Source organism: Streptomyces paromomycinus, assembly GCF_003865155.1.
Classification (GTDB): domain Bacteria; phylum Actinomycetota; class Actinomycetes; order Streptomycetales; family Streptomycetaceae; genus Streptomyces; species Streptomyces chrestomyceticus.
Window position 1 is genome coordinate 7,917,360 of the sequence record NZ_BHZD01000001.1, and the last position, 26,185, is coordinate 7,943,544.

The following is a 26,185-nucleotide window of genomic DNA, read 5'->3' on the forward strand; positions in this document are numbered from 1 at the left end:
CCACCGTGGCAGACCGCACGCCCCCGCTCTCCGTCGAGGAGCTGAGAAGGCTCGTCGACGCCGGGGAGATCGACACTGTCGTCCTGGCCTTCACCGACATGCAGGGCAGGCTCACCGGCAAGCGGTTCGCGGCCCGCCACTTCCTCGACGAGGTGCTGGAGCACGGCACCGAGGGCTGCAACTACCTCCTCGCCGTGGACGTGGACGTCAACACCGTGCAGGGCTACGCGATGTCCTCCTGGGAGCGCGGCTACGGCGACTTCGCCATGCACGGCGACGCCGCCACCCTGCGCCGCACGCCCTGGAACCCCGGCACCGCCCTGCTCACCGCCGACCTCGCCTGGCACGACGGCTCGCCGGTCGCCGCCTCCCCGCGGCAGATCCTGCGCCGCCAGCTCGACCGGCTCGCCGAGCGTGGCTGGAGCGCCTACGCGGGCACCGAGCTGGAGTTCATCGTCTTCCGCGACACCTACGAGGACGCCTGGAACCGCGGCTACCGCGGGATGACCCCCGCCAACCAGTACAACACCGACTACTCCGTCCTCGGCACCGGCCGCATCGAACCCCTGCTGCGCCGCATCCGCAACGAGATGGGCGCCGCCGGGATGACCGTGGAGTCCGCCAAGGGCGAGTGCAACCTCGGCCAGCACGAGATCGCCTTCCGCTACGACGAGGCGCTGACCACCTGCGACCAGCACTCCGTCTACAAGACCGGCGCCAAGGAGATCGCCGCCCAGGAGGGCATGGCGCTGACCTTCATGGCCAAGTACGACGAGCGCGAGGGCAACAGCTGCCACATCCACCTCTCGCTGCGCGACGAGGCCGGGCAGCCCGTGATGGCCGACGACTCGGGCCCGTACGGCATGTCGACGGTCATGCGGCACTTCCTGGCCGGACAGCTCGCCGCGCTGCGCGACTTCACGCTCTTCTACGCCCCCAACATCAACTCCTACAAGCGCTTCCGGCCCGGCTCCTTCGCCCCCACCGCCGTCGCCTGGGGCCCGGACAACCGCACCTGCGCGCTGCGCGTCATCGGCCACGGCCCCGGCCACCGCCTGGAGAACCGCCTGCCCGGCGGCGACGTCAACCCGTACCTCGCCGTCGCCGCCATGGTCGCCGCCGGCCTCTACGGCATAGAGCACGAGCTGGAACTCCCCGAGGCGTGTACCGGCAACGCCTACGCGGGCGACGCCGACCACGTGCCCGGCACCCTCCGCGAGGCCGCCGCCCTGTGGGAGGCCAGCCCCATCGCCCGCGAAGCGTTCGGCGACGAGGTCGTCGAGCACTACCTCCACATGGCCCGCGTCGAACAGGACGCCTACGACGCCGCCGTCACGGACTGGGAGCGCTTCCGCTCCTTCGAGCGCATGTAAGGAAGACCGCTACGTGTTGCAAGAGCTGCGCATCATCAACCCGGCGACCGAGGAACCGGTAGCCGTCGTCCCCGTCACCACCCCCGCCGAGGTGGACGAAGCGGTCCGGCGGGCCGCCGCGGCGCAGGAGAAGTGGGCCGCGCTGCCGCCCGGCGACCGGGCCCGCGTCCTGCGGCGGTTCGCCGGGATCGTCGAGGAGAACAGCGAGTCGCTGGCCCAGCTGGAGCTGACCGAGGCCGGCCACCCCCTGGGCAACGCCCGGTGGGAGGCGAACAACGTCGTCGACCTGCTGCACTACGCCGCCGGGGGAGTGGAGCGGCTGACCGGCACCCAGATCCCCGTCGCCGGTGGGCTGAACATCACCGTCCAGGAACCGCTCGGTGTCGTCGCCGTCATCGCGCCCTGGAACTTCCCGATGCCGATCGCCGCCTGGGGTACGGCCCCCGCGCTGGCCGCCGGCAACGCCGTCCTCCTCAAGCCCGCCGAGACCACCCCGCTGACCGCCCTCCGGCTCGCCGAGTACGGGCTGGAGGCGGGCCTGCCCGAGGGACTGTTCCAGGTCCTGCCGGGCGAGGGCGCCGTCACCGGCAACGCCCTCGTCGAGCACCCCGGCGTCGCCAAGGTCGTCTTCACCGGCTCCACCGCCACTGGCCGCGCCGTCGCCGCCAAGTGCGCCGCACAGACCAAGCGCCTCACCCTCGAACTGGGCGGCAAGAGCCCCAACATCGTCTTCGCCGACGCCGACATCGAACGGGCCGCGGCCGCCGCCCCCGGCTCCTTCCTGGACAACACCGGCCAGGACTGCTGCGCCCGCAGCCGCATCCTCATCCAGCGCTCGGTCTACGACCGCTTCATGGAGCTGCTGGAGCCCGCCGTGAAGGCGTTCGTCGCGGGCGACCCGGCCGATCCGGCGACGCAGATGGGTCCGCTGATCTCCGCGGCCCAGCGCGAGCGCGTACGGTCGTACGTCTCCGAGGACGCGCCCGCCGCCATCCGCGGCGAGGCCCCCAAGGGCAAGGGCTTCTGGTACCCGGCCACCGTCCTGGAGGGCAGGCCGGACGACCGGACCGCCGTCGAGGAGATCTTCGGCCCGGTCGCCGTCGCCATCCCCTTCGAGGACGAGGCCGACGCCGTACGGCTCGCCAACGCCACCGACTACGGCCTGTCCGGCTCCGTCTGGACCCGCGACGTCGGCCGCGCGCTGCGGGTGTCCGGCGCGGTCGCGGCCGGGAACCTCTCCGTCAACTCGCACAGCAGCGTCCGCTACTGGACCCCGTTCGGCGGCTACAAGCAGTCCGGCCTCGGCCGGGAGCTGGGCCCCGGCGCGCTCGCCGCCTTCACCGAGACCAAGAACATCTTCATCAGCACCGAGGAGAGCTAAGTGACCGACCAGACCGCCGCGGCCACCGAAGGCAGCGCGACCCCCGTGTGCCGCCGGCTCGTCGGCCGCACCGCCGTCATCACCGGCGCCGGCAGCGGCATCGGCCTGGCCACCGCCCGCCGCCTGGCCTCCGAGGGTGCCAACGTCGTGTGCGCCGACATCGACGAGAAGGCCGGCAAGGCCGCCGCCGAGGAGGTCGGCGGCACCTTCGTCCAGGTCGACGTGACCGACTCCGACCAGGTCGAAGCGCTGTTCAAGGCCGCGTACGACACGTACGGCTCGGTGGACGTGGCCTTCAACAACGCCGGCATCTCGCCCGCCGACGACGACTCGATCCTCACCACCGGGCTGGACGCCTGGAAGCGCGTCCAGGAGGTCAACCTCACCTCCGTCTACCTGTGCTGCAAGCACGCGCTGCCCTACATGCAGCGGCAGGGCAAGGGCTCCATCATCAACACGGCGTCCTTCGTGGCCGTCATGGGCGCCGCCACCTCGCAGATCAGCTACACCGCCTCCAAGGGCGGCGTGCTGTCGATGTCCCGCGAGCTGGGCGTGCAGTTCGCCCGCGAGGGCATCCGGGTGAACGCGCTGTGCCCGGGGCCGGTGAACACACCGCTGCTGAAGGAACTGTTCGCCAAGGACCCGGAGCGCGCCGCGCGCCGCCTGGTGCACGTCCCGGTCGGCCGGTTCGCCGAGCCGGAGGAGATCGCCGCCGCGGTCGCCTTCCTCGCCAGCGACGACGCGTCCTTCGTGAACGCCGCGGAGTTCCTGGTGGACGGCGGAATCGCAGGGGCGTACGTCACACCCGTGTAGGCCGCAGCCTTCTTCGCGGATACAGTCCGAAGATCACCACCGGGACCGGCGCCCCGGCGCGCCGGTCCCGGGGTGCTCTGCCCGCAGGAATGTCACTGCCGACATTCCGCCCCAATCACCGGAGAACCATGCGCACCAGACACGCCCTCGCCCTGGGACTCGCCGCCGCCGCGACCGTCACCACCCTCGTGGCCACCGGACCCGCGGTCGCCGCGCCCGCGCACCCCGCGAAGGCCCCGGAGCGTACGAGCTGTCCGCAGCTCTCCAAGAACATCAAGTGGTACGGCGCCAACCGCGCGAAGATCCAGCGCATGATCGACGAGCGCGGCACCTGCGCGCACCCGAAGCCGGGCCCCGAGGGCCGCCCCGTCGCCGCCTTCGACTGGGACAACACCGTCGTCAAGAACGACATCACCGACGCCACGCTCGCCTGGTCCCTCAAGCACGACAAGATCCTGCGCCCCAAGAGCTGGAAGGCCACCAGCCCCTGGATGACCACGGCGGCCGACCGCGCCCTGACCAAGGCCTGCGGCACCTCCGTACCCGTCGGGCGCCCGCTGCGCACCTCGAAGAACGCGGCCTGCGCCGACGAGATCATGGAGATCCGCGGCACCGCCCGCACCATGGACGGCAAGGCCGCTTTCGCCGGCGAGTGGAATCACCGCCGCACCAAGCCGGAGTACGCCTGGGTCCCGCAGCTGTTCGCCGGCCTGACCCCGGCCCAGCTCACCTCGTACACCCGGCAGGCCCGCGCCGAGGCCCTCGCCGCGCCGATCGGCGCGCAGCAGACCGTCGGCACCCACCGGCTGGCCGGCTACATCCGCTACTACGACCAGCAGAAGGACCTGATCCGCACCCTCAAGGCGGCCGGGTTCGAGGTCTACATCGTCTCCGCGTCCTCGGAGACCGTCGCCGAGGCGTGGTCCGGCGGCGTGGGCGTCGACCGCGCGCACACCATCGGCGTCCGCAGCATCCTGAAGAACGGCCGGTTCACCACCGGCATCCGAGGCTGCGGCGACGTCAAGGACGGCCACGGCGAGGTGCTTCCGTACATGGACGGCAAGCGCTGCCTGATCAACCAGGAGATCTTCAAGATCAAGGGCGCCGAGGCGTGGCGGTTCCAGGACCCCGCGCACCGCATCGCGCTCGGCGGCGGCGACGCCAACACCGACGTCACCTTCGTCAACGACGCCACCGGCATTCACCTGGCCGTCAACCGCAACCAGCCGGAACTGATGTGCCGCGGCTACGACAACGCCGACGGCCGCTGGGTGGTCAACCCCATGTTCATCGAGCCGCTGCCCAAGAAGTCCGGTACGTACCCCTGCGCCACCACCGGCTACACCAACACCGACGGCGGCACCGGCCCGGTCCGCCGCCCCGACGGCACGGTCGTCCCCGACCAGAAGGACCGCATCCACGCCTGACCCGCCCGGAGGGCCGTGCTTCCCGTCACCTACAGGAAGGTGCGGCCCTCCCCGCGGTACGTCGGCACCGTCGCCATCACCCGGTCCCCCTCGACCAGGTGCAGTTCGGCGAACCGCTCGCACAGCTCACCGGCCTTCGCGTGCCGGAACCACACCTTGTCGCCGAGCCGCAGTCCGTCCGTGGCCGGCCCCAGCAGCGGCGTCTGCACCTCCCCGGCCTCCTCCTGCGGGTCGTACCGCAGCCCCTCGGGCAGATACGGCACCGGCGACCGGTCCCGCCCCGCCACCCCGGACGCCGGATACCCGCCGCCCAGCACGGTCACGACACCGTCCCCCGGCCGCCGCACCACCGGCTGCGCGAACATCGCCGCCGGACGTCCCGAGAACGACCGGTAGTTGTCGAACAGCCGCGGCACGTACAGCCCCGAACCCGCCGCCACCTCCGTCACCGCAGCCTCCGCCGCCGTGTGCTGCACGCTGCCCGTACCGCCGCCGTTGACGAACTCCAGGTCCGGCGCCTCGGCCCGCACCGCGCGCACCACCTCCCAGCGCCGCCGCGCGATGTCCCGGCGCGCCGCCGACTGCATCGCCCGCACGGCCCGCGAGCGCAGCGGCTGCCCGGCCACCGCGTCACCCACACCCGCCACATGCCCCTCGTACGCCATCAGGCCCACCACCCGGAATCCCGGACGGCGCGTCACCGCACGGGCCAGCGCGGCCACCTGCTCCGGGCGGCTCAGCGGCGAACGCCGCGCACCCACCCGCACCCGCCCGCCCAGCGGCCGCAACGCGGTGTCCCACTCCAGACACACCCGCACCTCCTCGCCGCCACCCGCGGGCCGGGCCGCGTCGATCAGTTCCAGCTGCGCCACGTCATCGACCAGCACGGTCACCGCGCCGGCCGGCTTCGGGTCGGCCGTCAGCTCCGCGAACCCGGCCCGGTCCGCAGACGGATACGCCAGCAGCACGTCCGCGAACCCCGACCGGGCCAGCCACAGCGACTCGGCCAGCGTGAAGCTCATGATCCCCGCGAAGCCGTCGCGCGCCAGCGCCCGCTCCAGCAGGGCCCGGCAGCGTACCGACTTGCTCGCCACCCGCACCGGCTTGCCCTGGGCCCGCCGCACCAGATCGGCGGCGTTGGCGTCGAACGCCGCCAGGTCCACGACGGCCAGCGGCGCGTCGAGACCGGCGGTGGCCCGGTCGAGGCGGGCCCTGTCACCAACTGCGTCGCACGAGTACCGGGACATGGCCCGCAGCCTGCCAGAACGGGCTACGGGTGGGTAGGGGGAGAGAACACGACAGACCGGGCGCCGGACGCCCGGCCACGGCGGACGAGTTGGAGCACCGGCGGCGCCAGCCCGTAGAGTGGCGGACGCCGCAACCAGCAGGTCAGCGGTGTGATGTCCGGATACGAACCACCCTGCCCCGATTGCCGGTCGGGCCGGTGGAACACAGGCGCGAGGGGGAGCGCGGGTGAGCACCGAAGCCGACTTCGCCGACGCGTCGCGCCTTCCCCGCACCCCGCCCCGGGTACCGGCACCGCCCGCCGAGGACCCGCAGACCGCCGTCCTGCGCCCGGTCCCGCCGGAACGCCCCGCCAAGCCCGGCCCCGGCCCCATGCCGCCCGCCGCGCCCACCACGGCCCCGGCAGCGACCCCGCCCCGCCCCGCGACTCCGACCGCCGCCCCGCCCCGCCCCGCTGCCCCGCCGGCGCCCCAGGCCTCCACGGAACCCCCGCCCCCCGCGGGCGTCCCCCCGCTGCCTACCCACGCCCCGACCCCGGCCCCGCCCCGTACGGACGCCACACTCGGGCCCGCACCCGCGCCCGTCCCCGCCCAGCCCCCGGCGGACCGTTCCGCCACCCCCCGCGACACCGCCGCCTTCCACCTCGCCAACAGCGAAGCCTTCTGGAACGGCCCCGGTGCCGCCGAAGCGCACCCGAACACCCCGCCCCGCCCCACCCAGCCCCCGGCCGTGACCGAACCGCCCCCCACCGGCACTCCGCTCTCCGGGCCGCCCCTGCCCCCGGCTCCGGCCTTCCGCGCCAGGCCCTCCCGGCGCACCGCGCTCGCGGCCGCCGGACTCGTACTCGGTCTCGGCCTCGTTGCGGGAGCCACCGCCGGCACCTGGCTCGCCGACGACACGGGCGGCAGCCCCGCCGCCGAGGCGGTCTTCGCCCAGGGCCGCGAGGTCTGGCACAGCGCCCCCGTCGACACGCTCTTCCCCCGCACCCTGAACGGCGTGGGCACCGGCCCCGGCGGCGCCGACCGCACCTGGATCCGGGCCGCCGTCGCCCCCGACAGCGGCTGCGCGGGCGCCTTCGACCCGCTGCTGGCCAAGGCACTCGCCCCGGTCGGCTGCCACCGCCTGGTACGCGCCACCTACATCGACGTCACCCGCACCAACCTCGTCACCGTCGGCGCCGTCGCCACCAAGGCCGACCGCACCGCCATGCAGGACCTGCGCCGCCGCTTCGCCGAGGAGCGCCTCGACACCCGTACGGACCTGATGCCCCGCCCGTACGCCGCCAAGGGCACTCCCGCGGCAGACTTCGGGCCCGACCAGCGCGCCAGCTGGAGCATCCGCGTCCTCGACGACCTGCCCGTCGTCGTCTACGCCGTCTCCGGCTTCGCCGACGGCCGTACCGTCGACGACCCGCAGCCCGCCGCCGAAGCCACCCGCACCGGCGCCACCACCGCTCCCGCCGAAGCCGGACTGGGCCACGACGCCAAGGCCGTCACCGAACGGATCGAGCAGACCTTCCGGAAACAGGCCGCCAAGGGAACCACGGAGCCGCAATGACCAGGAGGCCCCTGCTGCGCGCCGCCGGTGTCACCCTGTCCGCCGCCGCGCTGACCGTGCTGCCCGCCCTGCCCGCCCACGCCGACGGCATACGCGCCCAGGAGTGGGCGCTGAACGCCCTGCACGCCGAGAAGGCCTGGGAGACCACCAAGGGCGACGGCATCACCGTCGCCGTCCTGGACACCGGCGTCGACGCGGACCACCCCGACCTCCAGGGCCAGGTCCTGCCCGCCAACGACCTGGTCGGCTTCGGCGCGAGCCCCGGCGACAGCTCCTGGGCCGAGCACGGCACCGCCATGTCCGGCATCATCGCGGGCCACGGCCACGGCGCCGACCGGGCCGACGGCGTCATCGGCGTCGCGCCCGAGGCGAAGATCCTCCCCGTCCGCGTGATCCTCGAAGACAGCGACCCGCAACGCCGGCGCGCCCGCACCGAACGCGCCGGGGCCCTCGCCGACGGCATCCGGTGGGCCACCGACCACGGCGCCGACGTCATCAACCTCTCCCTCGGCGACGACAGCCGCTCCGCGCACCCCGAACCCCGCGAGGACGCCGCGATCCAGTACGCCCTGAGCAAGGGCGTCCCGGTCATCGCCTCGGCCGGCAACGGCGGCAAGGACGGCGACCACGTCTCCTACCCGGCCGCCTACCCCGGCGTGATCGCCGTGACCGCCGTCGACCAGTGGGGCTCCCGCGCCAACTTCTCCACCCGCCGCTGGTACGCCACCGTCTGCGCGCCCGGCGTCGGCGTCGTCATCGCCAACCCGGACCGCAAGTACTACGAGGGCTGGGGCACCAGCGCCGCGTCCGCCTTCGTCTCCGGCGCGGTGGCACTCGTCCGCTCCGCCCACCCGGACCTCAGCCCCGCCCAGATCAAGAAACTCCTCACCGACACCGCCCAGGACGCCCCCGAAGACGGCCGCAACGACGAGCTGGGCGCCGGCATGGTGGACCCGGCCGCCGCGATAGAAGAGGCCAGAACCCTCGAGCCGACCCCCCAAAAGCCCGAACCAGCCACCCACACCAAGCAGTACTTCGGCACCGGCCCGACCACCGCCCCGGCCACCGACAAGACCGGTTGGCTCCCGTGGACAGCGACGATCGGGGGCATAGCCCTGATCACCACCTCCGCAGTCTTCTGGCGCAAGCGCACCTGACCAGCCCAAACACCGCCGCACCACCCCACCCACCGAACCGGTCCCAGCCCAAACACCGCCGCACCCAGCCACCCACCCCACCTCCTCACGACCCCCTTCCACCCCCCCAACGGAAGGGGGCGGGCCGGAGCGGCCTGCCGCGCAGGCCCGCCCCCGAACCTTGACAGCCCCGCGCAGCGGCCACCGCCCGCCGCAGGCGCAACGGCGGCGCACCTCAAAGCGGACCGACACCGGCGCCCCAGGAAACCCGCGCCCAATGGGCGCTCCGCAGCGGCCCCCGCCCGCCGCAGGCGCAACGGCGCCGCACCTCAATGCGGACCGGCACCGGCGCCCCGAAAACCCGCGCCCGAGGGGCGCTCCGCAGCGGCCCCCGCCCGCCGCAGGCGCGAACGGCGCCGCACCCGAAAGCGAACCGGGACCGACCGGCCCGAAAACCGGGCCCAAAGGGCCCAGCGCTAGGCTCGACAACGTGCTCAAAAACATCCCCACCTCAGACTTCTCCGACGACGACGGCACCGCCGACCCGGAACTGGCGGCCGCCTTGGCGGCCTACGCGGCGCGCTCCCAGGACCAGGCCGCCGCCTCCGAGGCCCGGCTCCTGCCCCTGCTGAGCCGGGCCCGGCTCCTCGTCCCGGTCGTCGCCGTCCTCGGCGAGGTGGAGACCGGTCCGGACGGCCTGCAGCGGGAGAAGACCAGCGACATGGCCGTGCCGACGCTGCAGGCCCCCGACGGCCGCCGCGCACTGCCCGCCTTCACGTCCATGGAGACGCTGCACCGCTGGCGCCCGGACGCCCGCCCGGTGGCCGTACCGATGCGCCAGGCCCTGCTCGCCGCCGCCCACGAGAAGGCGGACACCGTCGTCATCGACCTGGCGGGCCCGGCGACGTACCAGCTCACCGGCGCCGCACTGCGCGCCATCGCGGAGGGCCGGGAGAGCAGCGACCCGCGCGAGGACCCGGCCGTCACGGACGCGGTGCGCGCCTTGCTGGCCGCCGAGCCGGACGTCCTGGCCGCCCGCCTGGACCCGTCGGCGGAGGCCGACGCGACCCTGGCCCTCGGGCTCGCCCCGGAGGCCGCGCCCGCCGCCGTCGCGCAGCGGCTGGCCGAGGCGCTGGCCGCCGACGAGACGCTGCGGTCCCGGCTCGTACGCGGCCTCGACCTGGCCCTGCTGCCGCCCGGCGCCGACACCGCCGGAGCCTTCTTCACCCGCTGACGGCCCCGACCGCTGCTGCCACCGCCAACAGGCAGAACCCCGTGACCGGGCTCACAATGCGAAGGAGAGAGCAAGATCCGCGCGAGGAGGCCCCATGGAGACGACAACGGAGACCCGCACGGTCGTATCCGAGTTCCTCGGGACGTTGCTCCTGGTGTTCTTCGCCGTCGGCTCCGCGGTGCTGGCCGGCGAGTACATCGGAACCTTCGGCATCGCCCTGGCATTCGGCTTCACCCTGTTGGCCCTGGCATACGCGCTCGGCCCGATCTCCGGCAGCCACGTCAACCCGGCGGTGACGCTCGGCATGCTGCTGGCGCGCCGCATCACCCCGCGTGCGGCGGTCGAGTACTGGATCGCCCAGCTCCTGGGCGGCATCGTCGGCGCCGCGCTGCTGTTCCTGGTCGCCAAGCAGGTGCCGGGCCTGAAGACCAGCGAGGCGTTCGGCTCCAACGGGTGGGGTGACCGCTCGGCCGTGCACATCAATCTCGGCGGCGCCTTCGTGGCCGAGATCGTGCTGACGTTCCTGCTGGTGTTCGTGGTGCTCGCGGTGACGCACCGGGTGGCGGTGGTCGGCTTCGACGGCCTGCCGATCGGCCTGGCGCTGGCGGTCGTGCACCTGGTCGGCATCCCGCTCACGGGTACGTCGGTGAACCCGGCCCGCAGCATCGGCCCGGCCCTGTTCGCGGGCGGCGGCGCGCTGTCGCAGCTCTGGCTGTTCATCGTGGCGCCCATGATCGGTGGCGCGCTGGCCGCGGTGGTGCACCAGATCACCCACCCGCCGAACGAACCGAAGCTGGTCGCGGACGAACGGTCCGCCGACTAGCCGAAACGATCCGTCGGCCACGTAGGCCGTCCACCGAGAACGAAAGGGCCGCTCCCGGCACCGACCCGGGAGCGGCCCTTCCACCTGCTCTACGGGCTACCCGTACACCGGCCCCGTGAACTTCTCCCCGGGCCCCTGCCCCGGCTCGTCCGGCACCAGCGACGCCTCGCGGAAGGCGAGCTGCAGCGACTTCAGCCCGTCCCGCAGCGGAGCGGCATGGTACGAGCCGATCTCGGTCGCGCTGGCGGTGACCAGCCCGGCCAGCGCCTGGATGAGCTTGCGGGCCTCGTCCAGGTCCTTGTGCTCGCTGCCTTCCTCGGCGAGCCCGAGGTTGACCGCCGCCGAGGACATCAGGTGCACGGCCACCGTGGTGATCACCTCGACCGCCGGTACGTCCGCGATGTCGCGGGTCATGGCGTCGAAGTCCGGGTTCGCGGGGGCGGCGGGGCCGCCCGGCTCCGCCGGTCCGGGCTGCTGCGGGGTCTGGTCACTCATGGCTCGCGCTTCACTTCCTGCTCAGGGGTCTGCCCAACCTTAGGCCCCGCCCGGTCCCCGCCCGCGCGCGGACCCGGCCCGCCCCCGCGGCCCGCCCCGTACACGAGTGGGGCCCAGCCGTCCGCTCGTGTATTCTGGGAATCCGACCGGTCGAGCACTGACGTGCCCGACCCACAAGTGGAGGCTCCGATCTCCCACCCGAACCGACCTCACGGTCGGTGGGTCAACGGTCCGGCTGCGCCCCGCGATGACATCGCGGCGGTGCTCCTGATCCTTTGAGGAGCCCCGCCTGTGTCCCGTCCGGGGCGTTTTTCGCATTCCGGCGCGGTTGGTCACACCGAAACAGACGTTACGCGGCAGTCCGCCAGGCCGTCGCGTGGTGCTACCGAGGAGGATCCATCAGCGCCGAGCCCCGCATCAACGACCGGATTCGCGTCCCCGAGGTGCGACTCGTCGGTCCCAGTGGCGAGCAGGTCGGCATCGTGCCGCTTGCCAAGGCCCTGGAGCTTGCGCAGGAGTACGACCTCGACCTGGTCGAGGTGGCGGCGAACGCCCGTCCGCCGGTCTGCAAGCTCATGGACTACGGAAAGTTCAAGTACGAGTCGGCCATGAAGGCCCGTGAGGCGCGCAAGAACCAGGCGCACACGGTCATCAAGGAGATGAAGCTCCGGCCGAAGATCGACCCGCACGACTACGACACCAAAAAGGGTCACGTCGTCCGGTTCCTCAAGCAGGGTGACAAGGTCAAGATCACGATCATGTTCCGTGGTCGCGAGCAGTCCCGTCCCGAGCTGGGCTTCCGACTGCTGCAGCGCCTCGCGGAGGACGTCCAGGACCTGGGGTTCATCGAGTCGAACCCCAAGCAGGACGGCCGCAACATGATCATGGTCCTCGGTCCGCACAAGAAGAAGACCGAGGCGATGGCCGAGGCCCGCGAGGCACAGGCCGCCCGCAAGGCGGAGCGCCAGGGTCCTGCCCCGGAGCAGGACGTCGAGGAGCCCGCCGAGGCGTGATCCAGGGCGCGCGCCCCGGACCGCGCCGGGGTCGCCCCGGACGGACAGCAACCGATACATCTGACGCCCCCGGGCGCCGGTCCCCGGACCGGTGGGGGCGCCATCCAAGAGGAGAGAACGGCGCATGCCGAAGAACAAGACGCACAGCGGTGCCAGCAAGCGCTTCAAGGTCACCGGCTCCGGCAAGGTGATGCGGGAGCGCGCCGGCAAGCGCCACCTGCTCGAGCACAAGTCGTCCCGCGTGACGCGTCGCCTCACCGGCAACGCCGAGATGGCCCCGGGCGACGCCGCGAAGATCAAGAAGCTTCTCGGCAAGTAAGTCCTGACCGCCCGCCCCAGGGCGCGGCACAGGACCCGGACCGGGACCCATTCGATTCGGGCCGTGTGACGACAACCACGGCCCCGCTACAAGGAGTTAACAAGTGGCACGCGTCAAGCGGGCAGTCAACGCCCACAAGAAGCGCCGGGCGATCCTCGAGCAGGCCAGCGGCTACCGCGGCCAGCGTTCCCGCCTCTACCGCAAGGCGAAGGAGCAGGTCACCCACTCCCTCGTCTACAACTACAACGACCGCAAGAAGCGCAAGGGCGACTTCCGTCAGCTGTGGATCCAGCGCATCAACGCCGCTGCCCGCGCCAACGGCATGACCTACAACCGCTTCGTGCAGGGTCTGAAGGCCGCCAACATCGAGGTGGACCGCAAGATCCTGGCCGAGCTCGCGGTCAACGACTCCAACGCGTTCGCCGCGCTGGTCGAGGTGGCCCAGAAGGCGCTGCCGAGCGACGTCAACGCCCCGAAGGCCGCCTGAACCACGGCCTGAGGCACGTTTGTCACGGACCCGCAGGCCCCTGGCCTGCGGGTCCGTCGCTTTCCGCACGCCCCCACCCACCCGAAGAAGTGAGCCGCCGCCCATGGGCACCCCCGAGTTGATCTCCCCGCGTTCCGCACGCGTCGCCGCCGCCCGGCGGCTGGCCCGCCGCAACTTCCGCGGCAAGGAGCGCCGGTTCATCGCCGAGGGCCCACAGGCCGTACGGGAAGCCGTCGAGCACCGCTCCGGCGGCGAGCGCACGCTCGTCGAGCTGTTCGCCACCCCGGAGGCCGCCGAGCGGCACGCGGAGATCGTCGACGCGGTGCGGGCGGCCGGGGTGCCGGTCCGTTTCGCCGACGACGCGACCATCGCCGAGCTGTCCCAGACCGTCACCCCGCAGGGCCTGATCGGCGTCTGCCGGTTCCTGGACTCACCGTTCGAGGAGATCCTGGCCGCCCGGCCCAAGCTGGTCGCGGTGCTCGCCAACGTACGCGACCCCGGCAACGCCGGTACGGTGCTGCGCTGCGCGGACGCCGCGGGCGCCGACGCGGTCGTGCTGACCGACGCCTCCGTGGACCTGTACAACCCGAAGTCCGTACGCGCCTCGGTCGGCTCGCTCTTCCACCTCCCGGTCGCCGTGGGCGTACCGGTCGAACAGGTGGTCGGCGGGCTGCGGGAGGCCGGCGTACGCATCGTGGCGGCCGACGGCGCGGGCGCCGACGACCTGGACGCCGAGCTGGACGCGGGCACCATGAGCGGCCCCACCGCCTGGGTGTTCGGCAACGAGGCGTGGGGCCTGCCGGCGGAGACCCGCGCGCTGGCGGACGCCGTGGTGCGCGTACCCATCCACGGCAAGGCCGAGAGCCTCAACCTGGCCACGGCCGCCGCCGTCTGCCTGTACGCCTCGGCCCGCGCCCAGCGCACCACCGGAGGGTGCCGCTCCGCCTCCGGCGACTAGTAGGGTTGCGTGCCCGGGGGGACCGGAAGGGGGCAGCGGGGATGAGTACGAAAGCATCCGGTACGGCAGTCGCCGCCGATCCCTGTCCGGACGTCGGCCCCGTGCCTCTCGGGGCTGATCCCACCGGTGCCGGGCTCCACCCGGACGACCTGCCCGACGGCCTGGTCGTCGCCGACGAGACCGGCCGGGTCGTCTGCTTCAACGCCGCCGCGGCCCGGATCACCGCCATCGACCCGCACGACGCGCTGGGCCGCCCGCTGGAGAAGGCGCTGCCGCTCCAGGACATCGAGGGCCGCCGCTGGTGGCAGCTGACCGACCCGTACGGGGGACTGGCGATCCGCAGCGGCCAGCCGGAGCGCAACCTGCTGCTCGGCGGCCGCGAGGTGCTGGTCTCCGCACGGTACGTCCGCAGCCACCCCACCGGACCCGTCCGGCGGCTGGTCGTCGCGCTGCGCGGCACCGAGGCGCGGCGCCGCACCGAGCTGTCCCACGCCGAGCTGATCGCCACCGTCGCCCACGAGCTGCGCTCGCCGCTCACCTCGGTGAAGGGCTTCACCGCCACCCTGCTGCAGAAGTGGGAGCGGTTCACCGACGACCAGAAGCGGCTGATGCTGGAGACCGTGGACGCGGACGCCAACCGCGTCACCCGGCTCATCGCCGAGCTGCTGGACATCTCCCGCATCGACTCGGGCCGGCTGGAGGTGCGCCGCCAGCGGGTGGACATGGTCGCCGCCGTACGCCGGCACGTCCAGGCGCAGGCGACGGCGGGGCAGCTGCCCGACCGTTTCCTGATCCGCGCGACCGGGCCGCTGCCCGATCTGTGGGCGGACCCGGACAAGGTCGACCAGGTGCTGGGCAACCTGCTGGAAAACGCGGTGCGGCACGGCGAGGGAACCGTCACCATCGAGGTGGAGCCGGCAGCGAGCGGCTCCGGAGCGGAAGGGACGAGCGTCACCGTGAGCGACGAGGGCCCCGGCATCCCCGAGGAGTCGATGAGCCGCGTCTTCACCCGCTTCTGGCGGGGCAGCAAACGCGGCGGCACCGGCCTGGGCCTCTACATCGTCAAGGGCATCGTCGAGGCCCACGGCGGCACCGTCACGGTCGGCCGCGCGCCCGCCGGCGGCGCCCTGTTCCGATTTATCCTGCCCGTCGGGACCCCGGCCTTCATGGCCTGAGCGGCGCCCGGCGGGCCCACCCCCGTCGGGGCTCGGATGAGGCGCGGCCGCCCTGCCCCGTAGACTGCACCTTTGGCACCTTTGGCACTGCACACGTCGGGGGCAAGCCGCGCGCCAAGCCCATCGGAAGCACGGGAAGAGATGTCCGCACCCAATAAGTCGTACGACCCTGTCGAGGTCGAGGCCCTGAAACCGGAAGAGATCGCCCGCATGCGGGACGAGGCGCTCGCCGCCATCGCCGCCGCCGGTGACCTCCAGGCGCTCCACGAGGTGAAGGTCGCGCAGACCGGCGGCACCTCGCCGCTGGCGCTGGCCAACCGCGAGATCGGCGCGCTGCCGCCGCAGGCCAAGGCCGAGGCCGGCAAGCGCGTCGGCCAGGCCCGCGGCCAGGTGAGCCAGGCGCTCAAGAAGCGCCAGGAAGAGCTGGAGGCGGAGCGCGACGCCCGGGTGCTGGTCGAGGAGGCGGTGGACGTCACACTGCCGTACGACCGCGCCCAGGCCGGTGCCCGGCACCCGCTCACCACCCTGTCCGAGCGGATCGAGGACATCTTCGTGGCCATGGGCTACGAGGTCGCCGAGGGCCCCGAGGTCGAGTCGGAGTGGCTGAACTTCGACGCCCTGAACCTCTCGCCGGACCACCCGGCCCGCACGACGCACGACACGTTCTTCGTCGAGAACGCCGCGACCGGGACCGACCAGTCCGGTGTGGTGCTGCGCACCCACACCTCGCCCGTGCAGATCCGGTCGATGCTCGACCGCGAGCCGCCGCTGTACGTGGTCTGCCCCGGCCGCGTCTACCGCACCGACGAGCTGGACGCCACCCACACCCCGGTGTTCTCCCAGGTCGAGCTGCTCGCCATCGACGAGGGCCTGACCATGGCGGACCTCAAGGGCACTCTGGACCACATGGTCAGGGCGCTCTTCGGCGAGGGCATGCAGACCCGGCTGCGGCCGAACTACTTCCCGTTCACCGAGCCGTCCGCCGAGATGGACATGGTCTGCTACGTCTGCCGCGGCGCCTCCGTCGGCGACCCGGAGCGCCCGTGCCGCACCTGCTCCAGCGAGGGCTGGATCGAGCTGGGCGGCTGCGGCATGGTCAACCCGCGGGTGCTGGTCGCCTGCGGCGTCGACCCGGAGAAGTACAGCGGATTCGCCTTCGGGTTCGGCATCGAACGGATGCTGATGTTCCGCCACAACGTCGAGGACATGCGAGACATGGTCGAGGGTGACGTCCGGTTCACCCGGCCTTTCGGGATGGAGATCTGATGCGGGTCCCGCTTTCTTGGCTGCGGGAGTACGTCGACCTGCCGGACGGCGAGTCCGGCCGGGACGTACAGGCCAAACTCGTCGCCACCGGTCTGGAGGTCGAGACCGTCGAGCAGCTGGGCGCCGGTCTGGAAGGCCCCCTGGTCGTCGGCAAGGTGCTGACCATCGAGGAGCTGGAGGGCTTCAAGAAGCCGATCCGCTTCTGCACGGTCGACGTCGGCCAGGCCAACGGCACCGGTGAGCCGCAGGAGATCGTCTGCGGCGCCCGTAACTTCGCCGTCGGCGACAAGGTCGTCGTGGTGCTGCCCGGCGCCACCCTGCCCGGCGACTTCAAGATCGCCGCGCGGAAGACGTACGGCAAGGTCTCGCACGGCATGATCTGCTCGGGCGACGAGCTGGGCATGGGCGACGACGGCAGCGGCGGGATCATCGTGCTGCCGCCGGAGTACGAGCCCGGCACCGACGCCATCGAGCTGCTCCAGCTCGTCGACGAGGTCCTGGACATCGCCGTCACCGCCAACCGCGGCGACTGCCTGTCCATGCGCGGCATCGCCCGCGAGGCCGCCATCGCCTACGGCCTGCCGCTGCGCGACCCCGCGCTGCTGGACGTGCCGCCGCCGAACTCCTACGGCTACCCGGTCAAGGTCGCCGACCCGATGGGCTGCGACCGCTTCACGGCCCGTACCGTCGTCGGGCTGGACCCGGAGGCGCGCTCCCCGATCTGGCTCCAGCGCCGCCTGCAGAAGGCCGGCATGCGCCCGATCTCGCTCGCCGTGGACGTCACCAACTACGTGATGCTGGAGCTCGGCCAGCCGCTGCACGCCTACGACCGCTCCCGTGTGGAGGGCACGATCGGCGTGCGCCGCGCGGAGCCCGGCGAGAAGCTGACGACCCTGGACGGCACCAAGCGCGTCCTGGACGCCGGTGACCTGGTCATCACCGACAACCGCGGCCCGATCGGCCTCGCGGGCGTGATGGGCGGCGCCAACACCGAGATCGCGGACGCGGTGGCAGACCCGGAGACCGGCGTGGTCGACGGCACCACCGAGGTCGTGATCGAGGCCGCGCACTTCGACGCGGTGGCCATCGCCCGCACCGCCCGCCGTCACCGGCTGACCTCCGAGGCGTCCAAGCGCTTCGAGCGCGGCGTGGACCCGCAGGCCGCGTCCGCCGCGGCGCAGCGCACCGTCGACCTGCTGGTGCTGCTCGCGGGCGGCACCGCCGAGGCCGGCGTCACCGAGGTCGTCTCGCCCAGCGGGCCGCGCACGATCACCGTGAGCGCGGACCACCCGGACCGCGTCGCGGGCGTCACGTACGGCCGCGAGACCGTCGTACGGCGTCTCCAGCAGGTCGGCTGTGACGTGTACGGCCAGGACGAGCTGGTCGTGACGGTGCCGTCCTGGCGGCCCGACCTGACCGACCCGAACGACCTCGCCGAAGAGGTGATCCGCCTGGAGGGCTACGAGAACCTGCCCTCCACGCTGCCGAAGCCGCCCGCCGGGCGGGGCCTGACGGAGCGTCAGCGGCTGCACCGCCGGGTCGGCCGCGCGCTGGCCGGTGCCGGTTACGTCGAGGCGCTGAACTACCCGTTCATCGGCGAGACGGTGCTCGACCAGCTCGGCATCGAGGACGACGACCCGCGCCGCCGGACCGTGCGGCTGGTCAACCCGCTCTCCGACGAGGAGCCGCTGCTCCGTACGACGTTGCTCCCGGGCCTGCTCGGCGCGCTGCGCCGCAACGACGGCCGTGGCTCGCACGACCTCGCGCTCTTCGAGACCGGCCTGGTCTTCCGGCCGACCGGCGACGAGAAGCCGTCCGTACGGCTGCCCGTCGACCGCCGCCCGGCCGACGAGGAGATCGCCGCGCTGGACGCCGCGCTGCCCGAGCAGCCGCGCCGCGTCGCGGTGGTGTTCGCCGGCGCCCGCGAGCAGGACGGCTGGTGGGGCAAGGGCCGCCCGGCGACCTGGGCGGACGCCGTCGAGGCGGGCCGCACCGTGGCACGCGAGGCGGGCGTCGAGCTGATCGTCCGCCAGGACCAGCACGCGCCCTTCCACCCGGGCCGCTGCGCGGCGCTGCTCGCGCTGATCGACGGCGAGGAGGTGCTCGTCGGCAACGCCGGTGAGCTGCACCCGCGCGTCACCAAGGCGCTCGGCCTGCCGGAGCGCACCGGCGCGATGGAGATCGACCTGGACCGCGTGGAGCGGGCCGGCCCGGGCGCCGTCCAGGCCCCGCGGATCTCCACCTTCCCGGTCGCCACCCAGGACGTCGCGCTGATCGTGGACGCGTCGGTCCCGGCGGCGGAGGTGGAGGCGGCGCTGCGCTCCGGCGCGGGCGGCCTCCTCGAATCGCTGCGGCTGTTCGACGTGTTCACCGGCGAGCAGGTGGGCGAGGGCAAGAAGTCCCTGGCCTACGCGCTGCGCTTCCGGGCACCCGACCGCACGCTGACCGCCGACGAGGCGTCCGCCGCCCGTGACGCGGCGGTCGCATCCGCGGTCGAGCGGACGGGCGCGGTACTGCGCGGCGCCTGATCCACGCGGGATTGCCGGCGGGGCCCGGCGACGAACCTCAGGTTCGTCGCCGGGCCCCGCTGCGTTGCGCCGACCTTCATCCGATCGGGTGAGATCAGAGCGCAAAGTATCCGTGTGAGCACATGCGGTCGCAAGAATCGTCAGCGGACGATGCGGCTTGCTCAGACAGAGGGTCTGCCGCGGGACCGGGCCGACCGCCTCGATGGTTGCTGGGGGGAAGCATCGGCATGATCCGATCCTGGGCGCGGCGGAGTGCCGGGCGGCTGCGCGCCGCGCGGGCCCGGCGGGCCTTCGTCCTCGTGCTGCCCGGTCTGTGGGTGCTCGCCGTGGTGGTCTGGGAGCGCTGCACCCCAGCCGAAGGCCAGTTCCTCCAGCTCCTCGCCGCGGCCCCCGCCATAGCCTGCGCCGGCACCGGCCGGCGTCAGTGTGTCGTGCTCGGCGGTCTGTGCGCCCTGCTCGCGCTGCTGCCCCTCGGGACGGAGTCCTCCGGGGCGCATCCCCTCACCCGGATCGGCACCTGCTGTGCCGTCCTCGTGGTCGTCGCCGCCAGCTATCTGACCGCGGGCCGGCGGCTGCGCCTGCTGCGGGAGCTGGAGCGTACGAAAGAGGTGGCCACCGCGGCGCAGCGGGTGCTGCTGCGCCCGCCGCCCGCGCGGGTGGACGGCATCGTGGTCGCCGCCGACCACCTGGCGGCGGGCGAGGCGGCGACGGTCGGCGGCGACCTGTACGACGTCGTGGCGACCCGGCACGGCGTACGGGTCGTCATCGGCGACGTGCGCGGCCACGGCCTCGGCGCCCTGGGCACGGTCGCCGCGGTGCTCGGCAGCTTCCGTGAGGCGGTCCACGACGAGCCGGAGCTGGGCCGGGTGCTCCGCCGCCTGGAGCGGGCGCTGCACCGGCACCTGCGGGAGCGGGCGCGCGCTGAGCACCCGTCGGCCGGGGGCGGGGAGCCGGAGAACCCGCTGTCCGAGGAGTTCGTGACGCTGCTGCTGGTGGAGATCGCCCCGGACGGCTCCGTACGGACCCTCAACTGCGGGCATCCATGGCCGTACCGCCTCAGCCGCAGCGGCGCGCTGCCCGACGCGCCCGGCGAACCGATGCCGCCGCTCGGCCTGTTCCCGCTGCCCGCCGAACTGCCGGTGACCGAATGTCCGCCGCTGCTGCCCGGCCAGGCGCTCTTCCTGCACACCGACGGGGCGACGGACGCGCGGGACGCCGACGGCACGTTCTTCCCGCTGCCGAGTGCGCTCGACGAGAGCGTCCGGTCGGTCCGGGACTGCCGCGCCGCCGCGGTCGTGGAAGGCGTACGGGCCGCGCTGCTGCGCCATTGCGGCGGGCGGCTCTCCGACGACGTGGCGCTGCTGGTGCTCTGCAACGACCGCCTGCGGGTACCCGCCGGGGCGGACCCGGCGGCCCTGGCACGCGGGCGCGTCCGGGCGGGCCGGGCGGAGTGAAGCAGGGCGCGGCCGGTTCACACCCCGTGTGAAGGCCGCCTGTCTACGCTGATCTCAAGGGTTGTTGAGTCTACGAGCGGTCGCCCGGCCAGGGAGGCGGGGCGGCCCCGTCAGGAGGGCACCATGGAGCCCAACAGCCTGCTCGACGCGATTCTCGACGAGGCAGGCATATCGCACGCCGGGCTGGCGCTGCACGTCAACCAGCTCGGCCGGCAGCGCGGACTCGCGCTGCGCTACGAACACACGGCCGTGGCCCGGTGGCTGAAGGGCCAGCGGCCCAGGGGCCAGGTGCCCGACCTGATCTGTGAGGTGCTCAGCGAACGGCTGCACCGGGCCGTGGGCCTCGACGACATCGGACTGAGCCGGCCGGGGGTGCGCCGCGCCCCGGACACGCCGCTCTCCGGATTCGTGGAACGGGCCACCGCGCTGTGGCGTTCCGACGAGCAGCAGCGCCCCCATGTGCTGTCCGCCCCCGCCCTCACCGGTACCTCGGCGGTCATCCCGGTCTGGGAGTGGGAGAACCCGCCCGAGGACTCCGACGTGTCCCGGACCGGCCTGACCAGGGTCTCCATGGCGGACATCGAGATGCTCCGCGCGGCGCGTACGCACTACGAGCAGATGTACCGGAAGGCGGGTGGTATCGCGACGAGAACGCGGATCGTGGGATTCCTCAACACCGAGGCGGCGCCGCTGCTGCGGGGCAGTTACACCGACGCGACGGGCCGTCAGCTCCACCGGGCCACCGGCGGGCTGGTGGCCGTCGCGGGAATCTGTGCGTACGACTCGGACGCCCTGGGGCTCGCCCAGCGCTACTTCCATCAGGCGCTGCGGCTGGCCAAGGCGAGCGGGGACCGGGGGCTCGGCGCGTACGTCATCGCGCTGCTGGTCAACCAGTCCCTGTTCGTACGGGAGTACCGTCAGGCGGTCGCCTTCGCGGAGGCGGCCCTGCGGGCGGCGGGGCCGCAGATCACCCCGGCGCTCGCGGCCGACCTCTACGCGATGCAGGCCAAGGCGTACGCACGCCTGGGCGACGGCGCGAGCGCGCTCTCCTGCATCCGACGGGCGGAGGCGGCGGCCGAGCGCATACGCCCTGGTCAGGAACCCGACGAAACGGATTACGTCCAGCCGGGCCTGGTGAACGTCCAAGTGGCGGAGGCGCTGCTGAGCCTGGGGGACCTGCGGGCCGCCCGGGCCCACGCGGACGCCGCCGTCGACACCCCCGCGCACGACCGGGGCCGGGTCCACCGGCTGGCCATGCTCACCCATATCGAGCTGCGCCAAGGGGACGCGGACCAGGCTGTGGCCAACGCCGCGCAGATGACCGAACAGGCGCGGGGAATGGAGTCGCAGCGGTTACGGGACCGGCTGCGGGCGGTGCGCGAGCACCTGGCCGAAACCGGAGGTTCCGCCACCGACCGAGCTGCCGATCTGATCGACGAGGCGCTGCGCGTTCCACTGTGAGGCCGGCCCGTGTCACCTTGCCTGCTCAACGGCGGAAGGTGGCACATACGTGCGATGGAAGAATCTCAGTGAGCAGACCGTGTACGAGAACCGCTGGTTCCGGGTCAACCTCGCCGATGTCGAACTCCCCGACGGCCGCCACCTGGATCACTTCCTGATCCGGTTGCGGCCCGTCGCCGTGGCCACAGTGGTCAACGAGGCCAACGAGGTGCTGCTGCTGTGGCGGCACCGCTTCATCACCGACACCTGGGGATGGGAACTCGCCGCAGGCGTGGTCGAGGACGGCGAGGACATCGCCGCCGCGGCCGCCCGGGAGATGGAGGAGGAGACCGGGTGGCGCCCCGGCCCCCTCGAACACCTCCTCTCGGTGGAGCCGTCCAACGGCCTCACGGACGCCCGGCACCACATCTTCTGGTCCGACCAGGGCGCGTACGTGGGCCATCCCGAGGACGACTTCGAGTCCGACAAACGGGAGTGGGTCCCCCTGAAACTGGTACCCGACATGATCGCGCGAGGGGAGGTGCCGGCCGCCAACATGGCGGCCGCTCTGCTGCTGCTGCATCACATCCGGCTGGGGTGACCCGGGCCGCGGCACCTGAGGCGCGCCGCTGACCCGCCGGCCTCAGCGCCCCATCGCCTGCCATACGGCGATCGCCAGCGCCGCGAGCCCCGTGAGTGCGGCGATGGAGGGCAGCGGCCAGCGGCCGTGCTCCAACCGCGTGACGCGGGCCTGCATGTCGCCCGCGTCACGCTCGTTCTGTTCGGAGCGCTGCGCGAGCAGCGCCAGTTGGCCGTCGACACGTGCCGTCCGCACATCCAGGCAGCGTCTCAACTCCGCCATGTCGGTGGCAACCAGGTCGGGTTCGGGGTGGGCGGTCACGGTCCGCTCCTCTTTCCTCTCTCGGACGGGACTTCGTTGTCCATACGCGCACCAGTCAACTACCTCGGTACGGGCGGGGGAACGTGTGCGGGACGAATATGCGGGTCTGCCGCGCACACCCCGTGTGAAGTCACCCGCCGTGACGGCCGCCGGGGGAGCGCCCGGTTCACACGGGGTGTGAACCGCGCACCCGAAGAGACCGGCTTCACACGCTCCCGGTCACGGCCCGGAAAGCCGACGCTGGTTGCAACGGGGGCCGCTGCCGGTGGACGGGCGCCCATCGGCCGGTTTGTCCGCCCGCCGTCTTTCCCCCGAGCGGCGGGCGGACCACGACGGGGGGCGCCACTCAGGGAATCGGGGACGGCGGGCGGCACGGACGGTCGCGGGCTTCGCACCGGCGACGCGGAAAAGGGCGGGACCGGGGCACCGGTCCCGCCCTTACTCCTGCGTGCGGCGGGGCGTACAAGATCCGTACGGGGTCAGTACGGGGTCTGTACAGGATCAGTACGGGATCAGTACGAGTAGAACCCCGACCCGGTCTTGCGGCCGAGGCGGCCCGCGTCGACCATGCGCGCCAGCAGCGGGGGAGCGGCGTAGAGGGCTTCCTTGTACTCCTCGTACATCGAGTTGGCGACCGAGGCGACCGTGTCCAGGCCGATCAGGTCGGAGAGCTTGAGCGGGCCCATCGGGTGGGCGCAGCCCATCTCCATGCCGTTGTCGATGTCCTCGCGGCTGGCGATGCCGGACTCGAACATCCGGATCGCCGAGAGCAGGTACGGGATCAGCAGCGCGTTGACGACGAAGCCGGAGCGGTCCTGGGCGCGGATCGCGTGCTTGCCCAGCACGTCGTGGACCAGCGCCTCCGACCGCTTGATCGTCTCCTCGCCGGTGGTCAGCGCGGGGATCAGCTCGACCAGCTTCTGCACCGGCGCCGGGTTGAAGAAGTGGATGCCGATGACCTGGTCGGGGCGGGAGGTGGCGACGGCCAGCTTCACCAGCGGGATGGAGGAGGTGTTGGAGGCCAAGATCGCGTCCGGGCGGGTGACCACCTGGTCGAGGACCTGGAAGATCTCCGTCTTGACCTGCTCGTTCTCCACGACCGCCTCGATGACGAGGTCGCGGTCGGCGAACTCACCGAGGTCGGTGGTGAAGCTGAGCCGGTCGAGCGTCGCGTCGCGCTCCGCGACGGTGATCTTGCCGCGCTCGGCTGCCTTGCCGAGGGAGTTGGTCAGCCGCGTACGGCCCAGCTCCAGCGCCTCACCGGTGGTCTCAGCGACCATCACGTCCAGGCCGGAGCGGGCGCACACCTCGGCGATACCGGCGCCCATCTGGCCGCAGCCCACCACTCCGACGCGTTCGATGTCGGTCACATCGTGCCTTTCGCTGATCTCGGGGTCCGGCGGGGCGCGCGGGGCCGTCCGTACCTGCGGCAGGGACCCCGGCGTCCGCCTCGGCCCCGACGTTACTCCGCGGAATGCTGTGCGGCGGGGGCAGGGGCGGGCATTCTGTTGTCCTGAGACGGACGTTCCGGACACTTTGGGGGCGCGGCATGAGACGGATCACACGAAGAGCGTTCGCGGTCGCGGCTCTCTCGGCGGCCGCCGCGGCACCGGCACCGGGGAGCGCGGCGGCCCGCGGCCGCGGTGCGAACGGCGGCCGGCCGGAGTTCCGCGGCATGTGGCTGGCCACGGTCGCCAACCGGGACTGGCCCTCCAAGGCGGGCCTGCCCGCCGCCTCGCAGCAGGCCGAACTGCGCGCGTACCTGGACGCGGCGGTGGCGCGCCGCCTCAACACGGTGGTCTTCCAGGTGCGGCCGACGGCGGACGCGCTGTGGCCGTCCCCGTTCGAGCCCTGGTCGGAGTACCTGACCGGTGTGCAGGGCCGTGATCCCGGCTGGGACCCGCTCGGCTTCGCCGTCCGCGAGGCCCACCGGCGCGGACTGGAGCTGCACGCCTGGTTCAACCCGTACCGCATCGCCAACCACACCGACCCGTCGCGGCTGGTGCCCACCCACCCGGCGCGGCTGCGTCCGGACTGGGCCGTGCCGTACGGCGGCAAGCTGTACTACAACCCGGGCCTGCCCGAGGTCCGCGCCTTCGTGCAGGACGCGATCCTGGACGCGGTGGAGCGCTACGACATCGACGGCGTCCACTTCGACGACTACTTCTACCCGTACCCGGTGGCGGGCCAGACCTTCGACGACGACGCCGCGTACGAGGAGTACGGCGGGGACTTCGCGAACCGGGCGGACTGGCGGCGCGACAACATCGACCTGCTGGTGCGCGAGACCGCGCAGCGGGTGCGGGACGCGCGGTCGCCGGGCGGCGGCGGCCGGTGGCCCGGCCTGGGCGGCGGCCGGTGGCGCAGGCCGCGCCGTACGCACCACCGGCCCGTACGCTTCGGTATCAGCCCCTTCGCCATATGGCGCAACCAGGCCACCGACCCGGCCGGTTCGGACACCCGCGCGGGCGTGCAGACCTACGACGACCTCTACGCCGACACCCGCAAGTGGGTGCGCGAGGAGTGGATCGACTACATCGTGCCGCAGGTCTACTGGAACATCGGCTTCCCCGCCGCCGACTACGCCAAGCTCCTGCCCTGGTGGTCGGAGACGGTCACCGGCACCCGCGTCCAGCTGTGCATCGGCGAGGCGCTGTACAAGGCGGGCGCGCCGGGCCAGCCGCCCGCCTGGCAGGACCCCGCCGAGCTCTCCCGCCACCTCACCCTGGCCCGCGGCTACCCGCAGGTGCGCGGGCACCTCTTCTTTTCCGCGAAGGAGGTGGCCGAGGACCGCACCGGCGCGATGGCGCGGGTCGTCGCCGACCACTACCACGGGCCGGTGCGGCCCCCGCGCCCCGCGTCGTGAGCGCCGGCCGGCCCGCTACTCCTGGGCGTCGGCCGTGAAGTGCCGTACGACGGTGTCCGGGCCGGGCGACATCAGCGTCTCGTGGCCGTCCTCGAAACGCACCCGGTACGGCGGGGTGCCGTCCGCCCCCAGGACTTCGATGATCTCGGCGGTCCGGTCGTGCTGCCCCACGATCCTGCCGTGCACCAGCAGCCGGTCTCCCACACTCGCTCTCATCGGCTACGGCCTCCTCGTCAGTCGGTCGGAGGGTGACTGTTCCGTGGCCGTCAGTCTACGGCCGGGCGCCGCCGATGC

At 72.9% G+C, this 26,185-nt stretch carries 24 protein-coding genes; 19 read left to right on the plus strand and 5 right to left on the minus strand.

Features of this window, described 5'->3' with window-relative positions; genetic code table 11:
- Positions 1 to 5 precede the first annotated feature (5 nt).
- From OEIGOIKO_RS34160 to OEIGOIKO_RS34175, 4 genes are all read left to right on the plus strand, one after another.
- A complete protein-coding gene (locus tag OEIGOIKO_RS34160) occupies positions 6 to 1,373 on the plus strand; it encodes a glutamine synthetase family protein (RefSeq protein ID WP_125057278.1) in 1,368 nt (455 codons plus the stop codon).
- 13 nt (positions 1,374 to 1,386) lie between these two features.
- Positions 1,387 to 2,754, plus strand: a complete 1,368-nt coding sequence (locus OEIGOIKO_RS34165; RefSeq protein ID WP_125057279.1) for an aldehyde dehydrogenase family protein — start codon at positions 1,387 to 1,389, stop codon at positions 2,752 to 2,754.
- Positions 2,755 to 3,567: a 3-oxoacyl-ACP reductase gene (locus OEIGOIKO_RS34170; protein ID WP_031011077.1), complete on the plus strand. Its 813-nt coding sequence runs from the start codon at positions 2,755 to 2,757 to the stop codon at positions 3,565 to 3,567.
- A 128-nt stretch (positions 3,568 to 3,695) separates the two neighbouring features.
- Positions 3,696 to 4,994 carry an HAD family hydrolase gene (locus OEIGOIKO_RS34175; RefSeq protein ID WP_125057280.1) on the plus strand — a complete coding sequence of 433 codons (1,299 nt, stop codon included), beginning with the start codon at positions 3,696 to 3,698 and terminating at the stop codon, positions 4,992 to 4,994.
- 29 nt (positions 4,995 to 5,023) lie between these two features.
- On the opposite strand, the gene OEIGOIKO_RS34180 is transcribed toward OEIGOIKO_RS34175, so the two are convergent.
- The gene (locus OEIGOIKO_RS34180) at positions 5,024 to 6,241 is read right to left on the minus strand and encodes an amino acid deaminase/aldolase (protein ID WP_125057281.1); all 1,218 of its coding nucleotides are present in this window, start codon (positions 6,239 to 6,241) and stop codon (positions 5,024 to 5,026) included.
- A 226-nt stretch (positions 6,242 to 6,467) separates the two neighbouring features.
- Between OEIGOIKO_RS34180 and OEIGOIKO_RS34185 the strand changes: the two genes are divergently transcribed.
- The 4 genes from OEIGOIKO_RS34185 (at position 6,468) to OEIGOIKO_RS34200 (ending at position 10,989) form a co-directional block, all read left to right on the plus strand.
- Positions 6,468 to 7,796, plus strand: a complete 1,329-nt coding sequence (locus OEIGOIKO_RS34185; protein WP_281288417.1) for a hypothetical protein — start codon at positions 6,468 to 6,470, stop codon at positions 7,794 to 7,796.
- Positions 7,793 to 8,953 (plus strand): type VII secretion-associated serine protease mycosin, encoded by a 1,161-nt coding sequence (gene mycP, locus OEIGOIKO_RS34190; RefSeq protein ID WP_125057282.1) that lies wholly within the window; start codon positions 7,793 to 7,795, stop codon positions 8,951 to 8,953. The genes OEIGOIKO_RS34185 and mycP overlap by 4 nt, the downstream gene beginning before the upstream one ends.
- A 469-nt stretch (positions 8,954 to 9,422) precedes the next feature.
- Positions 9,423 to 10,166 (plus strand): SseB family protein, encoded by a 744-nt coding sequence (locus tag OEIGOIKO_RS34195; protein WP_125057283.1) that lies wholly within the window; start codon positions 9,423 to 9,425, stop codon positions 10,164 to 10,166.
- 94 nt (positions 10,167 to 10,260) lie between these two features.
- Positions 10,261 to 10,989: an MIP family channel protein gene (locus OEIGOIKO_RS34200; protein WP_125057284.1), complete on the plus strand. Its 729-nt coding sequence runs from the start codon at positions 10,261 to 10,263 to the stop codon at positions 10,987 to 10,989.
- A gap of 96 nt (positions 10,990 to 11,085) precedes the next feature.
- On the opposite strand, the gene OEIGOIKO_RS34205 is transcribed toward OEIGOIKO_RS34200, so the two are convergent.
- On the minus strand, positions 11,086 to 11,484 hold the full coding sequence (locus tag OEIGOIKO_RS34205) for a DUF1844 domain-containing protein (RefSeq protein WP_125057285.1): 399 nt from the start codon (positions 11,482 to 11,484) through the stop codon (positions 11,086 to 11,088).
- Between the two features lie 398 nt (positions 11,485 to 11,882).
- Between OEIGOIKO_RS34205 and infC the strand changes: the two genes are divergently transcribed.
- From infC to OEIGOIKO_RS34255, 10 genes are all read left to right on the plus strand, one after another.
- A complete protein-coding gene (gene infC / locus OEIGOIKO_RS34210) occupies positions 11,883 to 12,497 on the plus strand; it encodes a translation initiation factor IF-3 (RefSeq protein WP_125049771.1) in 615 nt (204 codons plus the stop codon).
- Positions 12,498 to 12,621: 124 nt separating this feature from the next.
- Positions 12,622 to 12,816: a 50S ribosomal protein L35 gene (gene rpmI, locus OEIGOIKO_RS34215; protein WP_030017691.1), complete on the plus strand. Its 195-nt coding sequence runs from the start codon at positions 12,622 to 12,624 to the stop codon at positions 12,814 to 12,816.
- A 103-nt stretch (positions 12,817 to 12,919) separates the two neighbouring features.
- The gene (gene rplT, locus OEIGOIKO_RS34220; RefSeq protein WP_030017690.1) at positions 12,920 to 13,303 is read left to right on the plus strand and encodes a 50S ribosomal protein L20; all 384 of its coding nucleotides are present in this window, start codon (positions 12,920 to 12,922) and stop codon (positions 13,301 to 13,303) included.
- A gap of 103 nt (positions 13,304 to 13,406) precedes the next feature.
- Complete coding sequence (locus OEIGOIKO_RS34225; RefSeq protein ID WP_125057286.1) at positions 13,407 to 14,261, plus strand: TrmH family RNA methyltransferase; 855 nt, start codon at positions 13,407 to 13,409, stop codon at positions 14,259 to 14,261.
- A 41-nt stretch (positions 14,262 to 14,302) separates the two neighbouring features.
- Positions 14,303 to 15,436, plus strand: coding sequence for a sensor histidine kinase (locus OEIGOIKO_RS34230; RefSeq protein ID WP_125057287.1), 1,134 nt, complete (start codon positions 14,303 to 14,305; stop codon positions 15,434 to 15,436).
- Between the two features lie 141 nt (positions 15,437 to 15,577).
- A complete protein-coding gene (gene pheS, locus OEIGOIKO_RS34235; protein WP_125057288.1) occupies positions 15,578 to 16,702 on the plus strand; it encodes a phenylalanine--tRNA ligase subunit alpha in 1,125 nt (374 codons plus the stop codon).
- Positions 16,702 to 19,230: a phenylalanine--tRNA ligase subunit beta gene (gene pheT, locus OEIGOIKO_RS34240; protein WP_125057289.1), complete on the plus strand. Its 2,529-nt coding sequence runs from the start codon at positions 16,702 to 16,704 to the stop codon at positions 19,228 to 19,230. The genes pheS and pheT overlap by 1 nt, the downstream gene beginning before the upstream one ends.
- 227 nt (positions 19,231 to 19,457) lie before the next feature.
- Positions 19,458 to 20,684, plus strand: coding sequence for a PP2C family protein-serine/threonine phosphatase (locus OEIGOIKO_RS34245; protein WP_125057290.1), 1,227 nt, complete (start codon positions 19,458 to 19,460; stop codon positions 20,682 to 20,684).
- 123 nt (positions 20,685 to 20,807) lie between these two features.
- Positions 20,808 to 22,145 carry a hypothetical protein gene (locus OEIGOIKO_RS34250; protein ID WP_030017684.1) on the plus strand — a complete coding sequence of 446 codons (1,338 nt, stop codon included), beginning with the start codon at positions 20,808 to 20,810 and terminating at the stop codon, positions 22,143 to 22,145.
- Between the two features lie 49 nt (positions 22,146 to 22,194).
- Positions 22,195 to 22,725 (plus strand): NUDIX domain-containing protein, encoded by a 531-nt coding sequence (locus OEIGOIKO_RS34255; protein ID WP_030017683.1) that lies wholly within the window; start codon positions 22,195 to 22,197, stop codon positions 22,723 to 22,725.
- 42 nt (positions 22,726 to 22,767) lie between these two features.
- On the opposite strand, the gene OEIGOIKO_RS34260 is transcribed toward OEIGOIKO_RS34255, so the two are convergent.
- Together OEIGOIKO_RS34260 and OEIGOIKO_RS34265 are read right to left on the minus strand one after the other, a co-directional pair.
- A complete protein-coding gene (locus OEIGOIKO_RS34260; RefSeq protein WP_030017682.1) occupies positions 22,768 to 23,025 on the minus strand; it encodes a hypothetical protein in 258 nt (85 codons plus the stop codon).
- A 512-nt stretch (positions 23,026 to 23,537) separates the two neighbouring features.
- Positions 23,538 to 24,395: a 3-hydroxybutyryl-CoA dehydrogenase gene (locus tag OEIGOIKO_RS34265; RefSeq protein WP_031011827.1), complete on the minus strand. Its 858-nt coding sequence runs from the start codon at positions 24,393 to 24,395 to the stop codon at positions 23,538 to 23,540.
- Between the two features lie 179 nt (positions 24,396 to 24,574).
- Between OEIGOIKO_RS34265 and OEIGOIKO_RS34270 the strand changes: the two genes are divergently transcribed.
- Entirely contained in the window at positions 24,575 to 25,891 is a 1,317-nt protein-coding gene (locus OEIGOIKO_RS34270; RefSeq protein ID WP_125057291.1) for a glycoside hydrolase family 10 protein, read from the plus strand.
- Positions 25,892 to 25,906: 15 nt separating this feature from the next.
- Here OEIGOIKO_RS34270 and OEIGOIKO_RS34275 read toward each other — a convergent pair whose 3' ends face one another.
- A complete protein-coding gene (locus OEIGOIKO_RS34275; protein ID WP_030017679.1) occupies positions 25,907 to 26,107 on the minus strand; it encodes a DUF1918 domain-containing protein in 201 nt (66 codons plus the stop codon).
- Between the last annotated feature and the right edge of the window lie 78 nt (positions 26,108 to 26,185).